At 69.4% G+C, this 20,516-nt stretch carries 20 protein-coding genes and 1 pseudogene; 17 read left to right on the top strand and 4 right to left on the bottom strand.

Going from position 1 to position 20,516, the window contains the following annotated elements; all coding sequences use genetic code 11:
* Positions 1 to 46 precede the first annotated feature (46 nt).
* From G406_RS56495 to G406_RS0104815, 10 genes are all read left to right on the top strand, one after another.
* On the top strand, positions 47 to 259 hold the full coding sequence (locus G406_RS56495; RefSeq protein ID WP_156934681.1) for a hypothetical protein: 213 nt from the start codon (positions 47 to 49) through the stop codon (positions 257 to 259).
* 293 nt (positions 260 to 552) lie between these two features.
* Positions 553 to 2,226 (top strand): ribonuclease J, encoded by a 1,674-nt coding sequence (locus G406_RS0104775; RefSeq protein WP_028932938.1) that lies wholly within the window; start codon positions 553 to 555, stop codon positions 2,224 to 2,226.
* Between the two features lie 76 nt (positions 2,227 to 2,302).
* Positions 2,303 to 2,590, top strand: a complete 288-nt coding sequence (locus G406_RS0104780) for a DUF6412 domain-containing protein (RefSeq protein ID WP_028932939.1) — start codon at positions 2,303 to 2,305, stop codon at positions 2,588 to 2,590.
* 77 nt (positions 2,591 to 2,667) lie between these two features.
* Positions 2,668 to 3,519: a membrane protein insertase YidC gene (gene yidC, locus G406_RS44655; protein WP_051341621.1), complete on the top strand. Its 852-nt coding sequence runs from the start codon at positions 2,668 to 2,670 to the stop codon at positions 3,517 to 3,519.
* 1 nt (position 3,520) lies between these two features.
* The gene (locus G406_RS0104790) at positions 3,521 to 3,889 is read left to right on the top strand and encodes a YciI family protein (protein WP_028932940.1); all 369 of its coding nucleotides are present in this window, start codon (positions 3,521 to 3,523) and stop codon (positions 3,887 to 3,889) included.
* 25 nt (positions 3,890 to 3,914) lie between these two features.
* On the top strand, positions 3,915 to 5,138 hold the full coding sequence (locus tag G406_RS0104795; protein WP_037075139.1) for an RNA polymerase sigma factor: 1,224 nt from the start codon (positions 3,915 to 3,917) through the stop codon (positions 5,136 to 5,138).
* Between the two features lie 207 nt (positions 5,139 to 5,345).
* Entirely contained in the window at positions 5,346 to 6,476 is a 1,131-nt protein-coding gene (locus tag G406_RS0104800) for a sugar ABC transporter substrate-binding protein (RefSeq protein ID WP_028932942.1), read from the top strand.
* An 85-nt stretch (positions 6,477 to 6,561) separates the two neighbouring features.
* Positions 6,562 to 7,335, top strand: coding sequence for an ATP-binding cassette domain-containing protein (locus G406_RS0104805; protein WP_028932943.1), 774 nt, complete (start codon positions 6,562 to 6,564; stop codon positions 7,333 to 7,335).
* A gap of 10 nt (positions 7,336 to 7,345) precedes the next feature.
* Complete coding sequence (locus G406_RS0104810; RefSeq protein ID WP_028932944.1) at positions 7,346 to 8,776, top strand: sugar ABC transporter permease; 1,431 nt, start codon at positions 7,346 to 7,348, stop codon at positions 8,774 to 8,776.
* Complete coding sequence (locus G406_RS0104815) at positions 8,773 to 9,987, top strand: ROK family protein (protein WP_245607010.1); 1,215 nt, start codon at positions 8,773 to 8,775, stop codon at positions 9,985 to 9,987. Before G406_RS0104810 ends, G406_RS0104815 begins: the two co-directional genes overlap by 4 nt.
* Positions 9,988 to 10,031: 44 nt before the next feature.
* Here G406_RS0104815 and G406_RS0104820 read toward each other — a convergent pair whose 3' ends face one another.
* Positions 10,032 to 10,676, bottom strand: a complete 645-nt coding sequence (locus G406_RS0104820; RefSeq protein WP_028932946.1) for an MBL fold metallo-hydrolase — start codon at positions 10,674 to 10,676, stop codon at positions 10,032 to 10,034.
* A gap of 374 nt (positions 10,677 to 11,050) precedes the next feature.
* On the opposite strand from G406_RS0104820, the gene G406_RS0104825 reads away from it, so the two are divergent.
* Both G406_RS0104825 and G406_RS0104830 read left to right on the top strand, forming a co-directional pair.
* On the top strand, positions 11,051 to 13,558 hold the full coding sequence (locus G406_RS0104825; RefSeq protein WP_028932947.1) for a DNA translocase FtsK: 2,508 nt from the start codon (positions 11,051 to 11,053) through the stop codon (positions 13,556 to 13,558).
* 101 nt (positions 13,559 to 13,659) lie between these two features.
* Positions 13,660 to 14,070, top strand: coding sequence for a secondary thiamine-phosphate synthase enzyme YjbQ (locus G406_RS0104830; RefSeq protein WP_028932948.1), 411 nt, complete (start codon positions 13,660 to 13,662; stop codon positions 14,068 to 14,070).
* Here G406_RS0104830 and G406_RS0104835 read toward each other — a convergent pair.
* Positions 14,067 to 14,567: a MarR family winged helix-turn-helix transcriptional regulator gene (locus G406_RS0104835; RefSeq protein ID WP_028932949.1), complete on the bottom strand. Its 501-nt coding sequence runs from the start codon at positions 14,565 to 14,567 to the stop codon at positions 14,067 to 14,069. The two genes, G406_RS0104830 and G406_RS0104835, sit on opposite strands and share 4 nt — an antisense overlap.
* Positions 14,568 to 14,754: 187 nt before the next feature.
* Here G406_RS0104835 and G406_RS44660 point away from each other — a divergent pair.
* A pseudogene (locus G406_RS44660) lies at positions 14,755 to 15,438 on the top strand (EamA family transporter); the annotation flags it as partial.
* An 87-nt stretch (positions 15,439 to 15,525) separates the two neighbouring features.
* Here the strand turns inward: G406_RS44660 and G406_RS55450 are convergent.
* Positions 15,526 to 16,023, bottom strand: coding sequence for an amino-acid N-acetyltransferase (locus G406_RS55450; protein ID WP_245607011.1), 498 nt, complete (start codon positions 16,021 to 16,023; stop codon positions 15,526 to 15,528).
* Positions 16,024 to 16,150: 127 nt separating this feature from the next.
* Here G406_RS55450 and rimO point away from each other — a divergent pair, with 127 nt between their 5' ends.
* The 4 genes from rimO to G406_RS0104865 all read left to right on the top strand — a co-directional run bounded on the left by rimO (position 16,151) and on the right by G406_RS0104865 (position 19,688).
* Entirely contained in the window at positions 16,151 to 17,584 is a 1,434-nt protein-coding gene (rimO, locus tag G406_RS0104850) for a 30S ribosomal protein S12 methylthiotransferase RimO (protein ID WP_037075271.1), read from the top strand.
* Entirely contained in the window at positions 17,581 to 18,195 is a 615-nt protein-coding gene (pgsA, locus tag G406_RS0104855) for a CDP-diacylglycerol--glycerol-3-phosphate 3-phosphatidyltransferase (protein WP_028932952.1), read from the top strand. Before rimO ends, pgsA begins: the two co-directional genes overlap by 4 nt.
* A gap of 128 nt (positions 18,196 to 18,323) precedes the next feature.
* Entirely contained in the window at positions 18,324 to 18,677 is a 354-nt protein-coding gene (locus tag G406_RS44665; protein WP_037075143.1) for a helix-turn-helix domain-containing protein, read from the top strand.
* A 177-nt stretch (positions 18,678 to 18,854) separates the two neighbouring features.
* A complete protein-coding gene (locus G406_RS0104865; protein ID WP_028932953.1) occupies positions 18,855 to 19,688 on the top strand; it encodes a PspA/IM30 family protein in 834 nt (277 codons plus the stop codon).
* Here the strand turns inward: G406_RS0104865 and G406_RS44670 are convergent.
* On the bottom strand, positions 19,618 to 20,493 hold the full coding sequence (locus G406_RS44670; RefSeq protein ID WP_084215776.1) for a DNA-formamidopyrimidine glycosylase family protein: 876 nt from the start codon (positions 20,491 to 20,493) through the stop codon (positions 19,618 to 19,620). The genes G406_RS0104865 and G406_RS44670 overlap by 71 nt on opposite strands.
* Between the last annotated feature and the right edge of the window lie 23 nt (positions 20,494 to 20,516).

Below are 20,516 nucleotides of genomic sequence, written 5' to 3' on the forward strand. Positions count from 1 at the left end.
CCGCGGCGGCCTCCCTCGCTACCCCTCTCAATCGCACTGTCGAAACATGATCAAAAAACCAGCGGATCACTCGCTCGAAGAGACGGCCCGGATCCTGCGGCAGTGGCCGGATGTGTGTCGAGCGCTGATCGAAATTCACGTGCCGGGGCCGGACGGGCGCTGCCTCGGCTGCTTCTCTCAAGTTCACGGGGCGCCGAAGTGGCGGTGCGCGCTGCGGCTGGTGGCCGATCTGGCCATCGCGCCGGGCGTTGTCAAATAGCACAACGCGGCCGGGGGATGGGGTTTCGGCGGGTTGGCGGTAGCATGGGCAACGATACGCGCCCTCAGCCGACCTGACGGCGCTGTGTGTGTCTGCCCGGACGCCCCGACGTCCGGGGGCACACCCTCACCATGTCGCAGCGGATAGTCGCGCGCGACCATGACCCGGCCGCGGATCGCGGCCACGAAAGTTGTTGCCCTGTGAGTCGTTCTTCCCAGTCCAACCGTAGATCCTCGCGCCCTCAGCGGGAACGCGAGCGCGATCGTCCGGCCGAACCCGGCCCGACCGCCGAGCTGCCGATCACCCAGCCGCCCGCCCTCGTGGACGGCGGCCTGCGGATCGTCGCGCTCGGTGGCATCGGCGAGATCGGTCGCAACATGACCGTGTTCGAGTACGCGGGCAAGCTGCTCATCGTCGACTGCGGTGTGCTCTTCCCGGCCGAGGACTCGCCCGGCGTGGACCTGATCCTGCCCGACTTCCGTGCTATCGAGAACCGTCTCGACGATGTCGAGGCGCTCGTGCTGACGCATGGCCACGAGGACCACATCGGTGCGATCCCGTTCCTGCTGCGGCAGCGTCCGGACATCCCGATCGTCGGTTCCAAGTTCACCCTCGCCCTGGTCGCGGCCAAGTGCAAGGAACATCGGCTGACCCCGCACTTGCGTGAGGTGCGGGAAGGCCAGCACACCAAGCACGGCGAGTTCGAGTGTGAGTTCTTCGCGGTCAACCACTCGATCCCGGACGCGCTGGCCGTCGCCATCCGCACCCCGGCGGGCGTCGTGCTGCACACCGGTGACATCAAGCTCGACCAGCTGCCGCTCGACGGCAGGCTGACCGACCTCGCCGGTTTCTCGCGCCTCGGCGACGAGGGCGTCGACCTGTTCCTGGTCGACTCGACCAACGCCGACGTGCCCGGGTTCGTGATCTCCGAGCGGGAGATCGGGCCGGTGCTGGAGGGCGTCTTCGACAACTCGCCCGCCCGGATCATCCTGGCCTGCTTCGCCAGCCACGTGCACCGTGTCCAGCAGGTTCTCGACGTCGCCGCCGAGCGTGGCCGCAAGGTCTGCCTGGTCGGGCGATCGATGCTGCGCAACATGGGGCTCGCCGCCGACATGGGGCTGCTCCGCGTGCCGGAAGGGCTGCTCGTCGACATCGACGAGGCCATGCTGCTGCCGGACAACGAGCTGGTGATGGTCTCGACCGGTTCGCAGGGCGAGCCGCTGTCCGGGCTGTCCCGCATGGCGCGTGGCGAGCACCGCCAGGTGCGCATCCAGCCCGCCGACACGATCATCCTCGCGTCGTCGCTGATCCCGGGCAACGAGACCGCCGTGTTCGGCGTGATCAACGGGCTCACCCGCCTCGGCGCGAAGGTCGTGCACCAGGGCACCGCGAAGGTGCACGTGTCCGGTCACTCGCCCGCGGGTGAGCTGCTGTTCCTGTACAACGCGGTGCGCCCGAGCAACGTCATGCCGGTGCACGGCGAATGGCGCCACCTGCGCGCCAACGCCGCGCTCGCGGTGAAGACCGGGGTGCCCGAAGAGTCCGTCGTGATCGCCGAGGACGGCGTGGTCGTCGACCTGGTCGACGGCAAGGCCAGCATCGCCGGCCGGGTCGAGGTCGGCCGCGTCTACGTCGACGGGTCCTCCGTCGGCGACATCGGCGACTCGACCCTGAGTGACCGTCTGGTGCTCGGTGAGGGTGGCTTCATCAGCATCACGATCGCGGTCGAGGCCGCGACCGGCCGCGCGGTCACGGCGCCGACGGTGTCCGGGCGCGGGTTCTCCGACGACCCGAAGGCACTGGACGCGGTGATCCCGCTGATCGAGGCGGAGCTGTCCCGTACCGAGGTCGAGGGCATCAGCGACACGCACCGCATCGCGCAGAGCGTGCGCCGCGTCGTCGGCCGCTGGGTGTCCGACACCTACCGCCGCCGTCCGATGATCGTCCCCACGGTCATCGCTCTCTAGCTGCTCAGAGACCGTGAGTGCCGCGGCCGCCGATAGGCGGCCGCGGCACTCACGGTTCGTGGCTACCATCGTTGGTATGCGGTGGATGGGTGCTGCGTTGGCGCTCGTCCTCGTCATGCTCGCCGCACCGCACGCCGACGGCTCTGTCGTGGTGCTCGGCGCCGCGATCGCCACGATGCTGGCCGCCGCGTGGATGTTGCGATCCTCGGCCGGACGGACCGCGGTGGTCGAGGTCGGCCCGCCCGACCGGCCCTCGCGTGACGAACGGTGCCTGCGTGGGTCCTTCCGCAGACAAAGCAGCCCGGACACACCTGGACGCCCCAGGCTCCCTCGAGCGCCTGGTCGGGGACACCGGCCGGCCTAGCTCTCCCCAGCCGGCCAGACGAAGCCCGTTCTTCGTGTGCGCGTCTACGCGCCCCGGCCTTTCGAGGTGTCCTCGGCATGCTCAACTTCGTGTACTACCCCGTGTCGTTCATCCTGTGGTGCTGGCACCAGGTGTTCGGCCTCGTCCTCGACCACAACAGCCTGATCGCCTGGGCACTGGCGATCGTGTTCCTCGTCCTCACGCTGCGCGCGGTCATGCTGCGCCCGACGATCGCCCAGACGCGCTCGATGCGGCGCATGCAGAAGATCGCGCCGCAGGTCGCAGCGTTGAAGACGAAGTACGCCCGCGACCGGGACCGTCAGCTGCGGGAGACCCAGGCGCTGCACAAGGAGCACGGCGTCAATCCGCTCACCGGCTGCCTGCCGATGCTCGTGCAGATTCCGGTGTTCATCGGGCTCAATCACGTCCTGCGGAACTTCACCCAGTACCCGGACCGCCCCAACTACTACTTCAGCGCGATCGACGTGCAGTCCTACCTGCAGGCGACGGTGTTCGGCGCGCACCTCGGCGATGCGTTGTTCAACACCGGTCTGCTGTCGGCGCACCCGGTGACCTGGATGTGGAGCATCGCGCCGCTCGTGATCCCGCTGCTGCTCGTGTCGGCGGCCGCGATGCACCTCACCGCCCGTGTCACCACGGCGGCGTCGAACGACAATTCACAGGCCGCCATGATGAGCACGCTCAGCCTGTGGGTCTTCCCGATCGGGATGCTCGCGGCCGGTGCGCTGTTGCCGGTCGGGCTGCTGATCTACGTGGTGAGCGGCAACATCTGGACACTGGCACAGCAGCGGCTGGTGTTCGCCGTACTGGATCGAGAAGAATCCGCTGCCGGCGATGTCAAAGCCGGGTCCTCGGCTACGACCCATCCCCGACGGTCCCGGAGAGGGGCCGAGGCCACGAGGAGATGACATGAAGTTCCTGTTGATCATGCACAACAACCCGGCCGTGCTCGGCGCGCTGACCCAGGAGGAGATGAGCGCGGTCGGGGAGGGGCACGGAGCGTTCATCAAGGTCGTCCGGGAGTCGGGAGAGCTGATCGTCACCCAGGCGCTGGCGGACCCGTCGAACAGTGCGGTGGTACGGGTGCGAGGCGGCGCTCCGGTGGTGACCGACGGGCCTTACCTCGAGGCCAAGGAATTCCTCGGTGGCTACTATCTGCTCGATTGCGCGAGCAAGGAGCGCGCCTGCGAGCTGGCCGCGATGATCCCCGACGCCTCCATCGAGGGTATGGGTGTCGAGGTCCGGCCGGTGATGTTCGAGGCCGGAATGGAGATGTAGCCGCATAGACGAGCGAAGCCGCACGATCGAGGACCTGCTGCGTGAGATCACGCCGCAGGTCCTCGGTGTCCTCATGCGGCGCTACGGGCAGTTCGACTCGTGTGAGGACGCCGTCCAGGAAGCATTGCTGGCGGCGACCGTGCAATGGCCCGACACGGGGACTCCGGACAATCCGCGGGGCTGGATGATCACCGTGGCGGCCAATAAGATGGTCGATCACATTCGCAGTGAGAATGCTCGGCGACGTCGTGAGGAAAACCTCGCGCTGGAGGCTGGAGCCGACGAGTACGTCGGCCGGAAACCGGGGGAGGACTACACCCCGGACCGGGACGACACCCTGACCCTGCTGTTCCTGTGCTGCCATCCCAGCCTGACCCCGGCTTCGCAGGTCGCGCTCACGTTGCGCGCGGTCGGCGGTCTCACCACCGGGCAGATCGCCAGTGCGTTCCTGGTGCCGGAAGCGACGATGGGGCCGAGGATCAGTCGGGCCAAGAAGACCATCAAAGCGGCGGGCGCGGCCTTCGTCATGCCTCCTGAGCAGGAACGGGACGAGCGGCTGTCCGTGGTGCTCCACGTCCTGTACCTGATCTTCAACGAGGGTTACACCGCGAGTCACGGCGAGCAGCTGCACCGCCACGAGCTGGCGGCCGAGGCCATCCGACTGACCCGCGCGGTGCACCGGCTGCTTCCCGGGGACGGCGAGGTCGCCGGGCTGCTCGCACTGATGCTGCTCACCGATGCCCGGCGACCGGCGCGGACCGATTCGCGCGGGGGGCTCGTTCCGCTGGCCGAACAGGACCGCACGAAATGGGAACCCGAGCCCATTGCCGAAGGCTCGGAGTTGATCGCGGACGCGATGGCGAGATTTCCCTTGGGGCCTTATCAGCTGCAGGCGGCAATCGCGGCGGTGCACGTCGAGGCATCATGCGCCGACGAGACCGATTGGGCGCAGATCGAGATTCTCTACCGAATTCTCGAACGCCGCTGGCCCAATCCGATGGTGACGCTCAACCGCGCGATCGCGGTCGCCATGACACAAGGCCCTCGGATCGGTCTGGAACTGTTGGACACCGTCGGAGCGGACCGTCGAATGACGGACCACCACCGGCTGGCCGCGGTACGGGCGCACCTTCTCGAAATGGCCGGCGACCTGCCGGCCGCCCGGGCCGCGTACGAGCTCGCTGCCCGCCGCACCGCCAGCATCCCGGAGCAGCGCTACCTCACCGCCCGAGCAGCCCGCCTCACCTGACACCCACAACCACCCCCCGTCGCCACCCGCCGTGTGGGGCGTGGGGTTGGGGCGGTGGTGCGAGTGCTTCCGTTGCGCAAATGTGATGGTTGATCGGTTCAGAACGGCTGTTGCCGAGGCGGTTGCGGAAGTACGTTGTGCGCCACAACATATTCGACGACGGCCCACAGGAGCGCCGTCGCCGAGGCACAGCGGAGGGAACTACTCATGGGCAGGACTCACGTGGCCCTGGTTGCGGCGAGCGCGGGGCTGGTGCTCGCACTCACCGCGTGCGGCGCGAACAGCTCGGGCGGAAGCGGCGGATCGGGCTCCTCGCCCGCTCCCTCGACCTCGGGAGGCAGCGGCGCGGCGGTCGGGGTGATCCTTCCCGACACCGCCTCCTCCGCGAGGTACGAGAGCTTCGACCGGCCGCTGCTGGAGAAGGCGCTCAAGGACGAGGGGCTCAACGCCGACATCCAGAACGCCCAGGGTGATGTGCAGAAGTTCTCCTCGCTCGCCGACGGGATGATCAACAACGGGGTGAAGGTGCTGATCATCGACGCACCGAACACCGACGTCGGCGCCGCCGTCGCCAAGAAGGCGCAGTCCGCCGGCATCCCGACGATCGACTACGACCGGCTCAACCTCGGCGGCTCCAGCGACTACTACGTGTCGTTCGACAACACGAAGGTCGGAGCGCTGCAGGGCCAGGGACTGGTGCAGGGCATCGGCGACAAGCAGGGCGCCAACGTCATCGAGATCGAGGGTGCCGCGACCGACAACAACGCGACCCTGTTCTACGAGGGCCAGCAGAGCGTCGTGAAGGCCAAGTACGACTCCGGCGCGCTGAAGCTGGTCGCCAGCCAGCGCATCCCCAACTGGGAGAACCAGACCGGCGGCACGACGTTCGAGCAGTTCCTGACCGGTAACGGCGGCAAGGTCGACGGCGTGCTGGCGGCCAACGACGGGCTCGCCGGCGCGGTGATCACCGTCCTCAAGAAGACCGGGCTCAACGGCAAGGTCATCGTCACCGGTCAGGACGCCACCGCCGACGGCCTTCAGGCCATCCTGCGCGGCGACCAGTACATGACCGTGGACAAGCCCATCGACCAGGAAGCGATCGCCGCGGCGAAGCTGGCCGGCGCGCTGGCCAAGGGCGACAAGGCGGGCGCGGACGCGATGGCGACCGCGGTGTCCCAGGACACCAAGGCCAACCGGCAGGTCAAGTCGGTCCTGCTCACCCCGGTGCTGATCACCAAGGAGAACGTCAAGCAGGTCGTGGACCGCGGCGCGGTGAAGGCGTCCGACATCTGCGTCGCCGACACCCAGGCGGCGTGCGACCAGCTCGGCATCAAGTAACGCACTCGGCCGGGGGCGTCCGTGCCTGTCCACCGGACGTCCCCGGCCTACCCATCCCGTGAACGACACTTGCAAGGAGGACCCGGTGACGAAGCCGATCCTGGAGCTCAAGCGGGTGAACAAGAGCTTCGGCCCGGTTCACGTGCTGCACGACGTCGACCTCGCGATCCGACCCGGCGAGGTGACCGCGCTCGTCGGAGACAACGGAGCCGGGAAGTCGACGCTGGTCAAGGCCATCGCCGGTATCCACCCGATCGACTCGGGAGAGATTCTCTTCGCCGGTGAGCCGGTCAAGGTCGCCGGGCCGAGGGACGCCGCGGCACTCGGGATCGAGGTCGTCTACCAGGACCTTGCACTCGCCGACAACCTCGACATCGTGCAGAACATGTTCCTCGGCCGGGAGCGCGGCAAGCCCTGGGCACTCGACGAGGCATCCATGGAGCAGGCCGCACGCGAGACGCTCGCCACCCTGTCGGTCCGCACGGTGAAATCGGTCCGCACGCCGGTCTCCGCGCTGTCCGGTGGCCAGCGGCAGACCGTCGCGATCGCCAAGTCCGTGCTGTGGGACAGCAAGGTCGTGCTGCTCGACGAGCCCACCGCCGCCCTGGGTGTCGCCCAGACCCGGCAGGTGCTCGACCTGGTGCGCCGGCTGGCCGAGCAGGGCCTCGGCGTCGTGCTGATCAGCCACAACATGGCCGACGTCATGGAGGTCGCGGACCGCATCGCAACGCTCTACCTCGGCCGGCTGGTCGCCGACCTGCCGCGCAAGGACCTCACGCACAGCCAGGTGGTCGAGCTGATCACCGCCGGCCGCTCCGGCGAGCTCGGTCTGGCCCGCCCCGACACCGTCACGATCTAGGACACCGGCCATGACTGAGACAACCCCCGGCCACGCGACCAAGACTCCTGAGAAGGACCGCGCGGTCACCGACTTCGGCATCGACACCACCGCGCGCAGCACCTCCGAGGCGCTGCGCGACTACGTCGCCAGGGTCAAGGGCGGCGAGCTGGGCTCGCTGCCCGCGCTGCTCGGCCTGATCGTGCTGGTCATCCTGTTCGGCGCGCTGTCGGACAACTTCCTCACCCTCGGCAACCTGGCGAACCTGCTGGCCCAGGGCGCGGGCGTCACCATCATCGCGATGGGGCTCGTGTTCGTCCTGCTGCTCGGCGAGATCGACCTGTCGGCGGGTACCGCGTCCGGTGTGACCGCGTCGGTGATGGCGCTGCACCTGGTGTCCGGCGGCAACCTGCTCGGCTCGATGGGCGCCGGCGTCTTCATCATCTTCTGTGTCCTGCTGCTGGCGGCGCTGGCTCTTGCCGCGCAGCTGCGGCTCTGGAGCGCCGGCATCGCACCGCTGATCGCGCTGGTCATCGTCGTGATCGGGGTCGGCCCGAATCCGTGGGTCGAGATGCTGCTGGCCATCTGCGTCGGCACCTCGATCGGTCTGCTCACCGGTGCGCTGGTGTCGCGGATCGGCATCCCGTCGTTCGTCGTCACGCTGGCGCTGTTCCTCGCCTGGCAGGGCGTGATCCTGCAGTTCATCGGCAACGGCGGCACGCTCGCGCTGCAGAACGACACGATCTTCGCGGTCGCCAACGGCAACCTGCCGGTCGCGGCGAGCTGGGTGCTGTTCGTCATCGCCGCCGGTGGCTACGCCGCCGTCGTGCTCGGGCGGCACTTCAGCCGCCTGCGCAAGGGATTGGTCACCCAGCCGACACCGCTGGTGTTCACCAAGGTCGGCGTGACGGTCGTACTGGCCGCGGTGGGCACGTTCCTGCTGTCGCTCAACCGGTCGCAGAGCTCGCTGATCACCATCACCGGTGTGCCCTACGTCGTGCCGATCATCCTCGTGCTTCTGGTCGGTGGGACCTACGTACTGGACCGCACCAGCTACGGCCGCCACATCTACGCGGTCGGCGGCAACGCGGAGGCGGCCCGTCGCGCGGGTATCAACGTGCCGAGGCTGCGCGCGAGCGTGTTCGTGGTGTCCGCGACACTGGCCGCCGTGGGTGCGATCGTCTACTCGTCCAAGGTCGGTTCGGTCGACCCGAACGCCGGTGGCGGCACCGTGCTGCTGTACGCGGTGGGCGCGGCGGTCATCGGCGGGACGTCGCTGTTCGGCGGACGTGGGCGGATGAGCAACGCGGTGATCGGCGGCGCGGTGCTGGCCATCGTCAACAACGGTCTTGGCCTGCTCAAACAGCCCGCCGCCGTGGTGCTCGTGGTGACCGGGATCGTGCTGCTGCTCGCGGCCAGTGTGGACGCGTTGTCCCGGCGCAGGGCGACCGCCGGCCGGTGACCGTCCGAGTGCCCACCTCGGGTTCGCCGTCCGGGACCGAGGGTGCCCGACCCGACGATGCCCGCAGGCACAACCGCAGCGCCGTGCTGCGGCGCCTGCACCGGGCCGGGCCGTGCACCCGGGCGGTGCTCGCCGCCGAGCTGGGGCTCAACCGCAGCACGATCAAGGCCGTGGTGGACGGGCTCGCGGAGTCGGGCCTGGTCAGCGAGCGGTTGCCGTCCAAGCGCAGCGGCGCGGGGCGACCGTCGCTGCTGGTGCTGCCCAATCCGCAGGCGGCGGTGGTGCTGGCCGTCGACATTCGGGTGGATCGGGTGTCGATGGCCGTCGTCGGGCTCGGCGGAGAGATTCTCGGACGGCTGAGCTGGCGGTTGAAGGTCGGTGTCGAGAAGCCCCGGGACGTACTCACCCGGGTGCTCGAGTCGGCGCCGATGCTGGCGAGTGAGCTGGGCTCGTTGGTCGTCGGCGCCGGGGTGTCCGTCCCGGGCGTCGTGCGCAGGCCGGACGGGCTCGTGCGGGAGGCCCCGCACCTGCACTGGGTCGACGTCCCACTCGGTGAGCAGCTCGCCGCCGGGCTGCGGGTACCGGTCGCGGTCGCCAACGACGCCGAGTTGGGGGCGCTGGCCGAACACACCCGGGGCATCGCGCGGGACGCGAACGACCTGCTGTTCGTCGAATGCGACTTCGGCGTCGGCGGGGGAGTGATCTCCGGCGGCTCGGCGCTGCGCGGGGCAGGTGGCTACCTGGGCGAACTGGGGCACATGGTCGTCCGGCCGGAGGGCCTCGAATGCCATTGCGGGCTGCGCGGCTGCTGGGAGACCGAGGTCGGCGGGCCCGCGCTGTGCCGGGCGCTCGGTCTGCCCGCGGACACCGCGCGCGGTGAGCTGCTCGCCTCGCTGCGTGAGCTGGACGCCGATCCGGTCGAGGCGCTGGGCAGGCTCGGTGAGTTCGCCGGCTGGCTGTCGCTGGGGCTGATCAACGTGGTAAACCTGCTCGCCCCGGAACTGGTCGTGCTCGGTGATCCGCTCGGTGCGCTGCCCGGCCCGGTGCTCGACACCGTCGTCCAGCGGGTGGCCGAACGCAGCATGGTCAGCCGCGCGATCGGCCACACCGGTGTCGTCCGGTCGTCGCTGGGCCGCGACGCACAGCTGGTCGGCGCCGCCGAACTGGCCTTCGACCCGGTCCTGGACGTCGCAGCTGGTCAGAACCCGTGAGTGGCGAGTGGTCCCAGGGGACCACTCGCCACTCACGGGTCTTGTCAGGTGAGGTCGGTGCTGTCGCCTACCGGGAGGCGGGTGAACGGGACGCCGGTCCGGGTGGAGGTGGCGTTCAGGATGTTGTCCACCACGACCAGACCGATCTCGTTGACGATGCCGTCGTGGATCGAGAAGCCCTGACGGGCGCCCACCTTCTGCGCGAACTCCAGGATCTCGATCGACTTCAGCCACGGGCCGGTCGTGGGCAGCAGCAAGGTGTCGACCGAGTCCTCGGGAACGGTGAACGCGTCACCGGGGTGGAAGACCGTGCCGGCGATCCGGTAGCCGACGTTCGACACCGGGTCCAGATGGGTGGGGGCGTGCCACTCGCCGTAGACGTGCACCTCGACGCCGCCGACCGACAGCGCGTCGCCGTGCGCGGCGGTGTGCACCCGGCCGGTGAGCTCCTCGACGTCGGACAGCTTGGCGACGACCGAGGCCGGCGCCCAGATCGCCAGGTCCGGGTTCGCGGTCGCCGCGGCGCGCAGGGTCTTCGGCTCGAAGTGGTCGAAGTGCTCGTGGGTGATCAGGATCGCGTCGGCGCCGCGCGTCACCTCGGCGTCGCTCAGAGCCCCGGGATCGAGTACGAGGGTGGTGCCGGCGTGTTCCAGGCGCACACACGCGTGCTCGAACTTGGTCAATCGCATGCGCATGAGTTTACTGGCGGGCTGTGTTTGCTGGCGCGCCCTCGCGCGTCGGAAGTTTCCGGCAGGGACCCCGCTCCGCTTCGCTCCGGGGGCCCGCAACCGGAAACTTGGGCGGCTACGCCCTTCGCTTCGCTCGGGCTTCGCTGCCTTCGCTGGACGCGCGCTCGGCTGGTTGCTTTTCGCGTCGCCTGTTGCGTTCTTTGCAGTGCGTCGCACTGAACCCCCTTCGGGGAGACTCGCGGAGCGGCTTTTGCTTGACCTCACAGACCTTCCAGCCCGCGGTCGCCGTGCACCCCATGGTCGCGGCGCGAAGGAGGGGTACACGCGGTCTCGGGTCCCCGATTTCGGCACGTCCCCGGGCTACCGTGTGAGGCATGGCAGGACGGTCGACCACGGGTAAGGGCACAGCGAGCAGCCGAGGTCGGCAACCGGCGCGGACCACCGCGACGCGGCGGCCGGCGAGTCGGCGCCCCGTCGCGCGCAGGCCGGTCCCACCGCCCAAGACCGACATCATCACCGTGATCGGCCGGGGTGTCTCGGGTCTGCGCAAGGTCGCCGGCCGGACCCGCGAGCTGGATCCGGCGCACCGCAGGGACGGCATCGCGATCGTCCTGCTCGCCATCGCGGTGATCACCGCCGCCGGCGTGTGGTTCGGCGCGGGCGGACCGGTCGGAGCCGCCGTGCAGATCGGGGTCACGACCGTCGTGGGCGCGGCCGCCTATCCGCTGCCCGTGCTGTTGCTCGGCATCGGCATCTTCCTGATGTGCACCCCGTCCCAACCGGACGTCCGCCCTCGCATGGTCCTGGGCGGGCTGCTGCTGGTGCTCGGCGTGCTCGGGCTCATGCACGTCCTGCGGCACTCGCCGCAGGACCTCATCGGCTGGCGCGACGCCGGGGGCGCACTCGGGTACGTCGCCGGTGCGCCGCTGGCCATCGGGCTGACCGGGCGGGTCGCGGCGCCGGTGCTGGCGCTCGTCGCGCTGTACGGGCTGCTCGTCGTCGCCGGTACCCCGGTGCGGGAGGTTCCGGCGCGGCTGCGGCGGCTGTTCGGCGGCGCGCCGCCCGCCGAGACCACCGAGGTGAAGCCGGGCGAGGACGACGGCCAGCTGACCTTGCCCGCGCACGGCGACACCGGGCTCGACAGCGTGCGGCTGCGCAGGCCCTCGAAGCGCCGCCAGGCCTCCAGCCTCGCCGATGCGGTCGCCGAAGCCATGGACTCGCCGGGCCCGGACGCGCCGGTCGTGCCCGCGCCCGGTGCACCCGCTCCGCGCCCGCCCGTCCCGGTGAAGCCGTCGGCGGTCCCGCCCGCCTCGGTGAAGCCGGCCAGCACCCCGGAGAAGGTCGAAGCCGACTCCGACAAGCCGGTGGTGTCCAGGGTCATCGACGGCGACTACGAGCTGCCGCCGGCCGACCTGCTACCGACGGGTCCCGCGCCCAAGACCCGCAGTGCCGCCAACGATTCGATGATCGAGGCGATCGGTGGTGTGCTGGAGCAGTTCAACGTCGACGCGCAGGTCACCGGCTTCACCCGAGGCCCGACGGTCACCCGCTACGAGATCGAGCTCGGGCCTGCGGTCAAGGTCGAGAAGATCACCCAGCTGACCCGCAACCTGGCCTATGCGGTCGCCAACGACAACATCCGGCTGCTCGCCCCGATCCCCGGCAAGTCGGCGGTCGGCATCGAGGTACCGAACACCGACCGCGAGATGGTCCGGCTCGGTGACGTGCTGCGGTCGGGCAACGCACGCAAAGAGCAGCACCCGATGGTCATCGGCCTGGGTAAGGACATCGAGGGCCACTTCCTGTGCGCCAACCTGGCGAAGATGCCGCACCTGCTGGTCGCGGGTTCGACCGGTTCCGGTAAGTCCAGCTTCGTCAACTCGATGCTGGTGTCGCTGCTGTCGCGGGCCACGCCGGACGAGGTCCGGATGATCCTGATCGACCCGAAGATGGTCGAGTTGACCCCGTACGAGGGCATCCCGCACCTGATCACACCCATCATCACCCAGCCGAAGAAGGCGGCCGCCGCGCTGACCTGGCTGGTCGAGGAGATGGAGCAGCGCTACCAGGACATGCAGGCCAGCAAGGTCCGCCACGTCGACGACTTCAACAAGAAGGTCAAGTCCGGCGAGATCACCGCGCCGCCGGGCAGCGAACGGGAGTACCGGCCCTACCCGTACATCCTGGCCATTGTCGACGAGCTCGCCGACCTGATGATGACCGCGCCCCGCGACGTCGAGGACGCGGTCGTGCGGATCACCCAGAAGGCCCGTGCCGCCGGTATCCACCTGGTGCTCGCCACCCAGCGGCCTTCGGTCGACGTCGTGACCGGTCTGATCAAGACCAACGTGCCGTCCCGGCTCGCGTTCGCCACCTCCTCGCTCACCGACAGCCGGGTCATCCTGGACCAGCCGGGCGCGGAGAAGCTGATCGGCATGGGTGACGGGCTGTACCTGCCGATGGGTGCCGGTAAACCGGTCCGTATGCAGGGCGCGTTCGTCAGCGACGAGGAGATCTCCAGTGTCGTCAACTTCACCAAGGAGCAGGCGCAGCCGGAGTACACCGACGGCGTCACGGCGCAGAAGGCCGGCGAGCAGCGCGAGATCGACTCGGACATCGGCGACGACCTCGACGTCCTGCTGCAGGCAGCCGAGCTGGTGGTCACCTCGCAGTTCGGCTCGACGTCGATGCTGCAGCGCAAGCTGCGGGTGGGCTTCGCCAAGGCCGGGCGGCTGATGGACCTGCTCGAATCGCGCAACGTGGTCGGACCGTCCGAAGGTTCCAAGGCGCGCGACGTGCTGGTCAAGCCGGACGAGCTGGAGGGCCTCCTGTGGTCGATCCGGGGCGGCGGCCCCGCCGAGGACGACCCCGACGAGGACTAGAACCTCGTGAGTGGTACGGGCGCCTATAGGCGCCCGTACCACTCACGAGCCCTGACCTGGGCGAAGCCGCAGCCGGTGGCTGGAGGCGTTAGCGTCGCGGGATGCACAGCGAGGAGTTGGAAGTCCGGACCGGTGCCTCGGAGGCCGTGGTCGATCTCACTCGCCAGGTCAGCGAGTTCCTGGCCGAGCATCGGGGTGAGGACGGGCTGCTGCATGTCTGGGTGCCGCATGCGACCGCCGGTCTCGCGGTTCTGGAGACGGGTGCGGGCAGCGACGAGGATTTGCTCGTCGCGCTGCGGGACCTGCTGCCGGCCGATGACCGCTGGACGCACCGGCACGGCAGCCCGGGGCACGGGAGGGACCATGTGCTGCCCGCGTTGATCGCGCCGTCCATGAGCGTGCCGGTGCTGGACGGTCGACCGGCGCTCGGGACCTGGCAGTCGGTGTGCCTGGTCGACACCAACGGCGACAACCCGGTGCGAAAGGTGCGGCTATCGTTCCTGAGGGGCTAGCCCAGCTCGGTGTCGCCCAGGTGTTCGAGGGCTCCGCGCAGGATCGCGGCCAGCGGCTCGCGCGACTCCGGGGGGATCCCCTCGAGCAATCGCGCCTCGTTCGCCAGGTGCTCGGCGAACAGTTCGTCGAGCAGCTCGCGGCCCTGGGCCGTGAGCTGGACCCGGACCGAACGACGATCCTCGGTATCGCGGACCCGTTCGACGAGACCGCGCGCCTCCAGCCGGTCTATCCGGTTGGTGATCGCCCCCGAGGTCACCATCGCCGACCGCAGCAGCGCACCCGCGGTGAGCGGCCCCGGCGCGCGACGCAAGGTCAGCAGCACGTCGGACTCCCAGTGCTGCAGGCCGCGTGCGGCGAAGAACGTCGCCAGCTCTCGTTCGAGTACCCGCGACAGCCGCTGCACGCGGCCGATGATGCTCATCGGCCACAGCTCGTCGATGAGGTCGGGCTTCTCCTGTCGCCACTGGTCGAGGATCGCGTCCACCGCATCGGACATGATGTTCTCCAGATGTCTCAACGTTAAGAGACTTGACACTGAGCTATCGCCAGGGTCTTAATTGTCTCAACGTTGAGATTATCAATGGAGGGGAGTTCTGATGACACGGGACACGGGCTGGAGCGACGCGGTGCTCACCGCGCTGGCACCGGCGATCTGGGGCACGACGTACCTGATCACCTCGACCATGCTGCCGCCGGACCGGCCGATGCTCGCGGCGCTGCTCCGGGCGCTGCCGGCCGGGCTGGTGTTGCTGCTGGTCACCCGGAGCCTGCCGCGCGGCTCCTGGTGGTGGCGTTCGGCGCTGCTCGGCATGCTCAACTTCGGCGCGTTCTTCCCGCTGCTGTTCTACGCCGCCTACACACTTCCCGGCGGGGTGGCCGCCACCGTCGGCGCGGTGCAGCCGTTGTTCGTCGCTGGCCTGTCGGTGCTGGTGCTGAAGATCCGCACACCGCGTCCGCAGCTGCTCGCCGCTGTGGCCGGGGTGATCGGGGTGGCGTTGCTCACCCTCACCGCCGCCGCGAAGCTCGACGTTCTCGGCCTGCTGGCGATGCTCGTCGCCACCACGCTGATCGGCAGCGCGATCGTGCTGGGCAAACGGTGGGGCAGCCCGGTCCGGCCGCTGACCATGGCGGGCTGGCAGCTCACCGCCGGCGGGGTCGCCCTGATCCCGCTGACGTTCGCCCTCGAAGGCCTGCCCGGCTCACTCAGCGTCACGAACGTCCTCGGCTTCGGCTACCTGACCGTCATCGGCGGTGCGCTCAGCTACGCGCTGTGGTTCCGAGGCATCGAGCGGCTCACCACGACCTCGGTGTCGCTGCTGAGCCTCGGCAGCCCGGTCGTGGCGACCGTCATCGGGTTCCTGGTGCTCGGCCAGGCACTGACGACGTGGCAGCTCGTCGGCTTCGCCATGGCACTGGGCGCGCTGGTGGCCGGACAGCTCGCCGGCCGCCGCGCCTCACAGGTGCAGCATCATGCGGGCGTTACCCAGGGTGTTCGGACGGACGTAGGCCAGGTCCAGGAACTCCGCGACACCGGCGTCGTAGGAACGACGCATCTGTTCGTAGATCTCGGGCGCGACGGGCGTCCCGTCGATCTCGACGAAACCGTGCCTGCCGAAGAAGTCCCGCTCGAACGTGAGGACGAACACACGCTTGATCCCCAGCTCGCGGGCGGTGCGAAGCAGGGCTGAGACCAGTGCGTGGCCCAGGCCCTTGCCGCTCAGCTCCGGGTCCACCGCGATCGTGCGAATCTCCGCGAGGTCCTGCCACAGCACGTGCAGCGCGCCGCAGCCGACGATGCGCCCGTCCTGCTCGACGACCCAGAACTCCTGCACGTCCTCGTACAGCGTGATCATGTCCTTGGCCAGCAGAACCCTGCCGGCATAGCGGTCGACCAACGCCTTGATCCCGGCCACGTCATCGGTTCTTGCTCGCCGCGCGTCGATCCCACCCACGTCGGCACATTAGCGCCCCGCCCCTGAGCTCTCACATGGAGTTCCGGCGCGGGGCGCTGCTGTGGTCCAGTCGTATTCGGCGCCGGATACCCTGGACACCGTGCCAGAGACGCCGAGCGGAACCACCATGCAGAGAGCGGCCCTGGTGACCCTGGGATGCGCGCGTAACGACCTGGACTCGGAGGAGCTCGCCGGCCGGTTGTCCGCGCAGGGCTGGACCTTGGTCGACGCCGAATCCGACGGGGACCAGGCGCCTGACGTGATCGTGGTCAACACCTGCGGATTTGTCGAGCAGGCGAAGAAGGACTCGATCGACACGGTGCTCGCCGCATCGGATGCGGCGGCCAACACCGGCGCGAAGGTGGTCGCCGTCGGCTGCCTCGCCGAGCGCTACGGCGCCGAGCTCGCCGCGGGCCTGCCCGAGGCCGACGCGGTGCTCGGGTTCGACCACTACGCGACCCTGGGTGACCGGCTCGCCGACGTCGTGGCCGGCCGCACGGTCGAGTCACACACCCCGGTCGACCGGCGGACCCTGCTGCCGATCAGCCCGGTTCAGCGTCCCGCTGCCTCGACCGACGTCGCGGTGCCCGGCCACGGGTGGGTCCCGGACGTGACCAGGCGCAGGCTCGACGACCGCCCGGTGGCGCCACTGAAACTCGCCTCCGGCTGCGACCGGCGCTGCGCCTTCTGCGCGATCCCGTCCTTCCGGGGTGCGTTCGTGTCCCGGCCTGGGGCGGAGATCCTGGGCGAGGCGGCCTGGCTCGCCCAGCAGGGCGTGCGCGAGCTGGTGCTGGTCAGCGAGAACTCCACGTCCTACGGCAAGGACCTCGGTGACCTGCGCGCGCTGGAGGCGCTGTTGCCCCAGCTTGCGGCGGTGGAAGGCATCGAGCGGGTGCGGGTGAGCTACCTGCAGCCCGCCGAGACCCGGCCCGGGCTCGTCGAGGTGATCGCCCGTACCGAGGGTGTCGCTCCGTACTTCGACCTGTCCTTCCAGCACGCCAGCGAGAAGGTCCTGCGCCGCATGCGCCGGTTCGGCTCGGTGGACTCGTTCCTGGACCTGTGCGCCCGGATCCGCGCGCTGGCCCCGGAGGCCGGCATCCGCAGCAACGTCATCGTCGGGTTCCCGGGGGAGACCGAGGAGGACATCGCCGATCTCGAACGCTTCCTCACCGAGGCGCGCCTGGACGCGGTCGGCGTCTTCGGCTACTCCGACGAAGAGGGCACCGAGGCGGCCGACTACGAGGACAAGGTCGCGCCCGAGGTGATCCAGGAGCGGGTCGCGCGGATCTCGACGCTCGCGGACGAGCTGACCAACCAGCGCGCCGAGGACCGGATCGGTACCACCGTCCGGGTGCTCGTCGAAGAGGTGGCCGAGGGAGATGCCGAGGACGCCGATGACGATGAGCCGATCGGGGTAGGACGCGCCGCGCACCAGGCGCCGGATGTCGACGGCGAGTGCATACTCACCGGTGGCGGTTGGACTCCGGGCGAGTTCTTCGACGCCGTCGTGACCGACACGGAGGGCGTCGACCTCGTGGTGGCCAGGGTAGGGGCGCAATGACGACTGACCAGGGCGCGTCCGAGGCGCCCTTACTCAACGTGGCGAACATGTTGACGCTGCTGCGGCTGGCGTTGGTCCCGGTGTTCGTCGCGTTGTTCATGGTCGGTGACGGCCATCGAACGGACTGGCGACTCGGTGCCGCCGCGGTGTTCGCGATCGCGGCGTTGACCGATCGTTTCGACGGCGACATCGCTCGTCGCCGAGGGCTGGTCACCAAATTCGGGATGATCGCCGACCCGATCGCCGACAAGACGCTCATGGGCGGCGCGCTGATCTGCCTCAGTCTGCTGGGTGATCTCTCCTGGTGGGTGACGATCGTGATCGCCGTTCGTGAGCTGGGGGTCACCCTGCTGCGCTTCTGGGTGCTGCGCCACGGCGTGATCGCCGCGAGCCGGGGCGGCAAGGCGAAGACATTGGTGCAGACGCTCGCGATCGGTGCGTACGTGCTGCCGCTCACGGCGCTGCTGCCAGCGCCGATGATCGTCGAGTCGACCCGCTGGTGGCTCATGGCCATCGCGGTCGCGCTCACCGTCGTGACCGGCTTCGACTACGTGTTGCGGGCGGTGCGGCTGCGCGCTCAGGGGCTTGCCGCTGCGCGTGCGGTCACCTGAAACACCGTGCGTTCGCCGTGGGCGGACAGGTACGCAGGGGTCGCGCCCGCCGAAGTCGGCAAAGAATCGGTAACGTGGCAGCACTGGATCGACACGCTCGCCGACGCGGGCAAAGGAGGTTGGAGCCGATGACCCTGCTGCTGCGTGAGGCCATCGGCGGCACCCTGCGTCGTGCGCGTACCGATCGTCGCCGCACATTGCGTGAGGTGTCGCATCAGGCACGGGTGAGCCTCGGCTACCTGTCCGAGGTGGAGCGGGGCCGCAAGGAGGCGTCCAGCGAGCTGCTGGCCTCGATCTGCGAGGCGCTGGACTTCCCACTGTCCGACCTGCTGGTCGAGGTCGCCGCCGTCATGCGTCCGATGCCTGAGGAGCTGCTGCAGCCGCTGGTCCCGATCGGTACCCGGCACACGGATCTGCGCCGTGCCACGGCCGGTCAGAGCGCCGGCGGGCCCGGCACCACGTTGGTCAGCGTCGCCGCCTGAGCCGTACTCCCGGCGAAGCCCGGTGTGCTCGGGGGTTACCCGGAGATCGTCGGTAGGGTTTCCCTGGGAATGGCGGGTTCTCCTGGAAGCGGCGCCCGTCAGCTGACAACATGGTGGTGAGGGCGCCGACTGTGTCGGTCCCCACCCACACGGCTCGATAACAAGCAGGCGGAGGCTATGGCCAACGGATTCGCAAAGGGCTTCAAGTATCTGGGGGCGCTGTTCTCGTCCAAGGTGGACGAGTACGCGGACCCGAAGATCCAGATCCAGCAGGCCATCGAAGACGCGCAGAAGCAGCACCAGGCGCTGTCCCAGCAGGCCGCCGCGGTGATCGGTAACCAGCGCCAGCTGGAGATGAAGCTCAACCGTCAGCTCGGCGAGATCGAGCGGCTGCAGAACTCGGCGCGCCAGGCGCTGGTGCTCGCCGACCAGGCCCGCTCGCAGGGCGACGCGCAGAAGGCCCAGCAGTACGAGCAGGCCGCGCAGGTCACCGCCACCCAGCTGGTGACGACCGAGCAGTCGATGGAGGACCTCAAGGTCCTGCACGACCAGTCGTTGGGTGCAGCCGCCCAGGCGAAGCAGGCCGTCGAGCGCAACTCGATGATGCTGCAGCAGAAGATCGCCGAGCGCACGAAGCTGCTCAGCCAGCTGGAGCAGGCGAAGATGCAGGAGAAGGCATCGGAGTCGCTGCAGCAGATGTCGAACCTGGCCGCGCCGGGTAACACCCCGTCGCTGGACGAGGTGCGGGACAAGATCGAGGCGCGCTACGCCAAGGCGCTCGGTTCGGCCGAGCTGGCGCAGAACTCGGTGCAGGGCCGCATGCTCGAGGTACAGCAGGCCAGCATCGACATGGCGGGTTCGTCGCGGCTGGAGGCGATCCGGGCGTCCATGGGTGGTGGCGGTGGGCAGCAGCAGTTGTCGGCCAACGCGCCGAAGGAGGTCACCTCCGGCGACCAGGCCCCCGCTGCCGGTCAGCAGACCCAGCAGGCCCAGCAGCCGAACCAGGGCTGAGCGTGTTCGGAACCGGACCGGGTTGACAGCGCGGGCACCAGTACGCCGAGCGGGCGTACACGCCGTCGCCCTGTTCCCCGGTCCGGATTCGGGTCCCGCACCGTCGGCAGCGTTGGCCGCCGCGCAGGTACACCCAGTGTTCACGGCCCCGGCCGAGCTCACCGGTGGTGGACTGCTGGGGCCGGTCGGCGTTGCGCAGCAGGAGGCGCCGGGCCAGCGCGATCGCCTTGCCGGGGTCGGGCAGCTCACCGACCGGGGTCCACGGCGACACGCCGAGCAGGAAACACACCTCGGCCTTGTACAGGTTGCCGACGCCGGCCACGGTGCGCTGGTCCAGCAGCGCGAGGCCGATCTCGGTTTCGGGAGCCCGGGTCAGCCGCTCGAGCGCCTCGGCGGCGGAGTGATCCGACCAGTCCGGGTCGAGCAGGTCCGGTCCGAGGTGGCCGACCAACCGGTGTTCGTCACCGGTCGGCAGCAGTTCGAGATCGTGCAGCAGGAATCCGACGGCCAGCCGGTCGTCGGTGGTCAGGACGGCTCTGGCCTGGTGCGCGGGGCGCTGCCACCGGTCGCCCGGCCGGTACAGGTGCCAGCTTCCGTCCATGCGCAGATGGCTGTGCAGACTGATGCCGGTGTCGAATCGGGTGAACAGGTGCTTGCCGACGCTGCGGACTCCGAGGACCGTCATGCCGGCGAGGTCATCGGTCGCCCAGCGAGGATGGCGCAGCTCGCCCCGGCGTAGACGATGGCCCGCCAACGCCGCATCCAGGCGGCGCGCGGTGAGATAGACGGTGTCGCCCTCGGGCATGGTGGAAGATCGTGCCAGTTCGA

Source organism: Actinospineispora spinosispora DSM 44797, assembly GCF_000429025.1.
In the GTDB taxonomy this organism is placed as follows: Bacteria; Actinomycetota; Actinomycetes; order Mycobacteriales; family Pseudonocardiaceae; genus Pseudonocardia; species Pseudonocardia spinosispora.

Coding starts and splice junctions, on each gene's coding strand:
- G406_RS56495 (WP_156934681.1), top strand. CDS start 47: ATGATCAAAAAACCAGCGGATCACTCGCTCGAAGAGACGGCCCGGATC.
- G406_RS0104780 (WP_028932939.1), top strand. CDS start 2,303: ATGCGGTGGATGGGTGCTGCGTTGGCGCTCGTCCTCGTCATGCTCGCC.
- yidC (WP_051341621.1), top strand. CDS start 2,668: ATGCTCAACTTCGTGTACTACCCCGTGTCGTTCATCCTGTGGTGCTGG.
- G406_RS0104790 (WP_028932940.1), top strand. CDS start 3,521: ATGAAGTTCCTGTTGATCATGCACAACAACCCGGCCGTGCTCGGCGCG.
- G406_RS0104800 (WP_028932942.1), top strand. CDS start 5,346: ATGGGCAGGACTCACGTGGCCCTGGTTGCGGCGAGCGCGGGGCTGGTG.
- G406_RS0104810 (WP_028932944.1), top strand. CDS start 7,346: ATGACTGAGACAACCCCCGGCCACGCGACCAAGACTCCTGAGAAGGAC.
- G406_RS0104820 (WP_028932946.1), bottom strand. CDS start 10,676: ATGCGATTGACCAAGTTCGAGCACGCGTGTGTGCGCCTGGAACACGCC.
- G406_RS0104825 (WP_028932947.1), top strand. CDS start 11,051: ATGGCAGGACGGTCGACCACGGGTAAGGGCACAGCGAGCAGCCGAGGT.
- G406_RS0104830 (WP_028932948.1), top strand. CDS start 13,660: ATGCACAGCGAGGAGTTGGAAGTCCGGACCGGTGCCTCGGAGGCCGTG.
- G406_RS0104835 (WP_028932949.1), bottom strand. CDS start 14,567: ATGTCCGATGCGGTGGACGCGATCCTCGACCAGTGGCGACAGGAGAAG.
- rimO (WP_037075271.1), top strand. CDS start 16,151: ATGCAGAGAGCGGCCCTGGTGACCCTGGGATGCGCGCGTAACGACCTG.
- pgsA (WP_028932952.1), top strand. CDS start 17,581: ATGACGACTGACCAGGGCGCGTCCGAGGCGCCCTTACTCAACGTGGCG.
- G406_RS44665 (WP_037075143.1), top strand. CDS start 18,324: ATGACCCTGCTGCTGCGTGAGGCCATCGGCGGCACCCTGCGTCGTGCG.
- G406_RS0104865 (WP_028932953.1), top strand. CDS start 18,855: ATGGCCAACGGATTCGCAAAGGGCTTCAAGTATCTGGGGGCGCTGTTC.
- G406_RS44670 (WP_084215776.1), bottom strand. CDS start 20,493: ATGCCCGAGGGCGACACCGTCTATCTCACCGCGCGCCGCCTGGATGCG.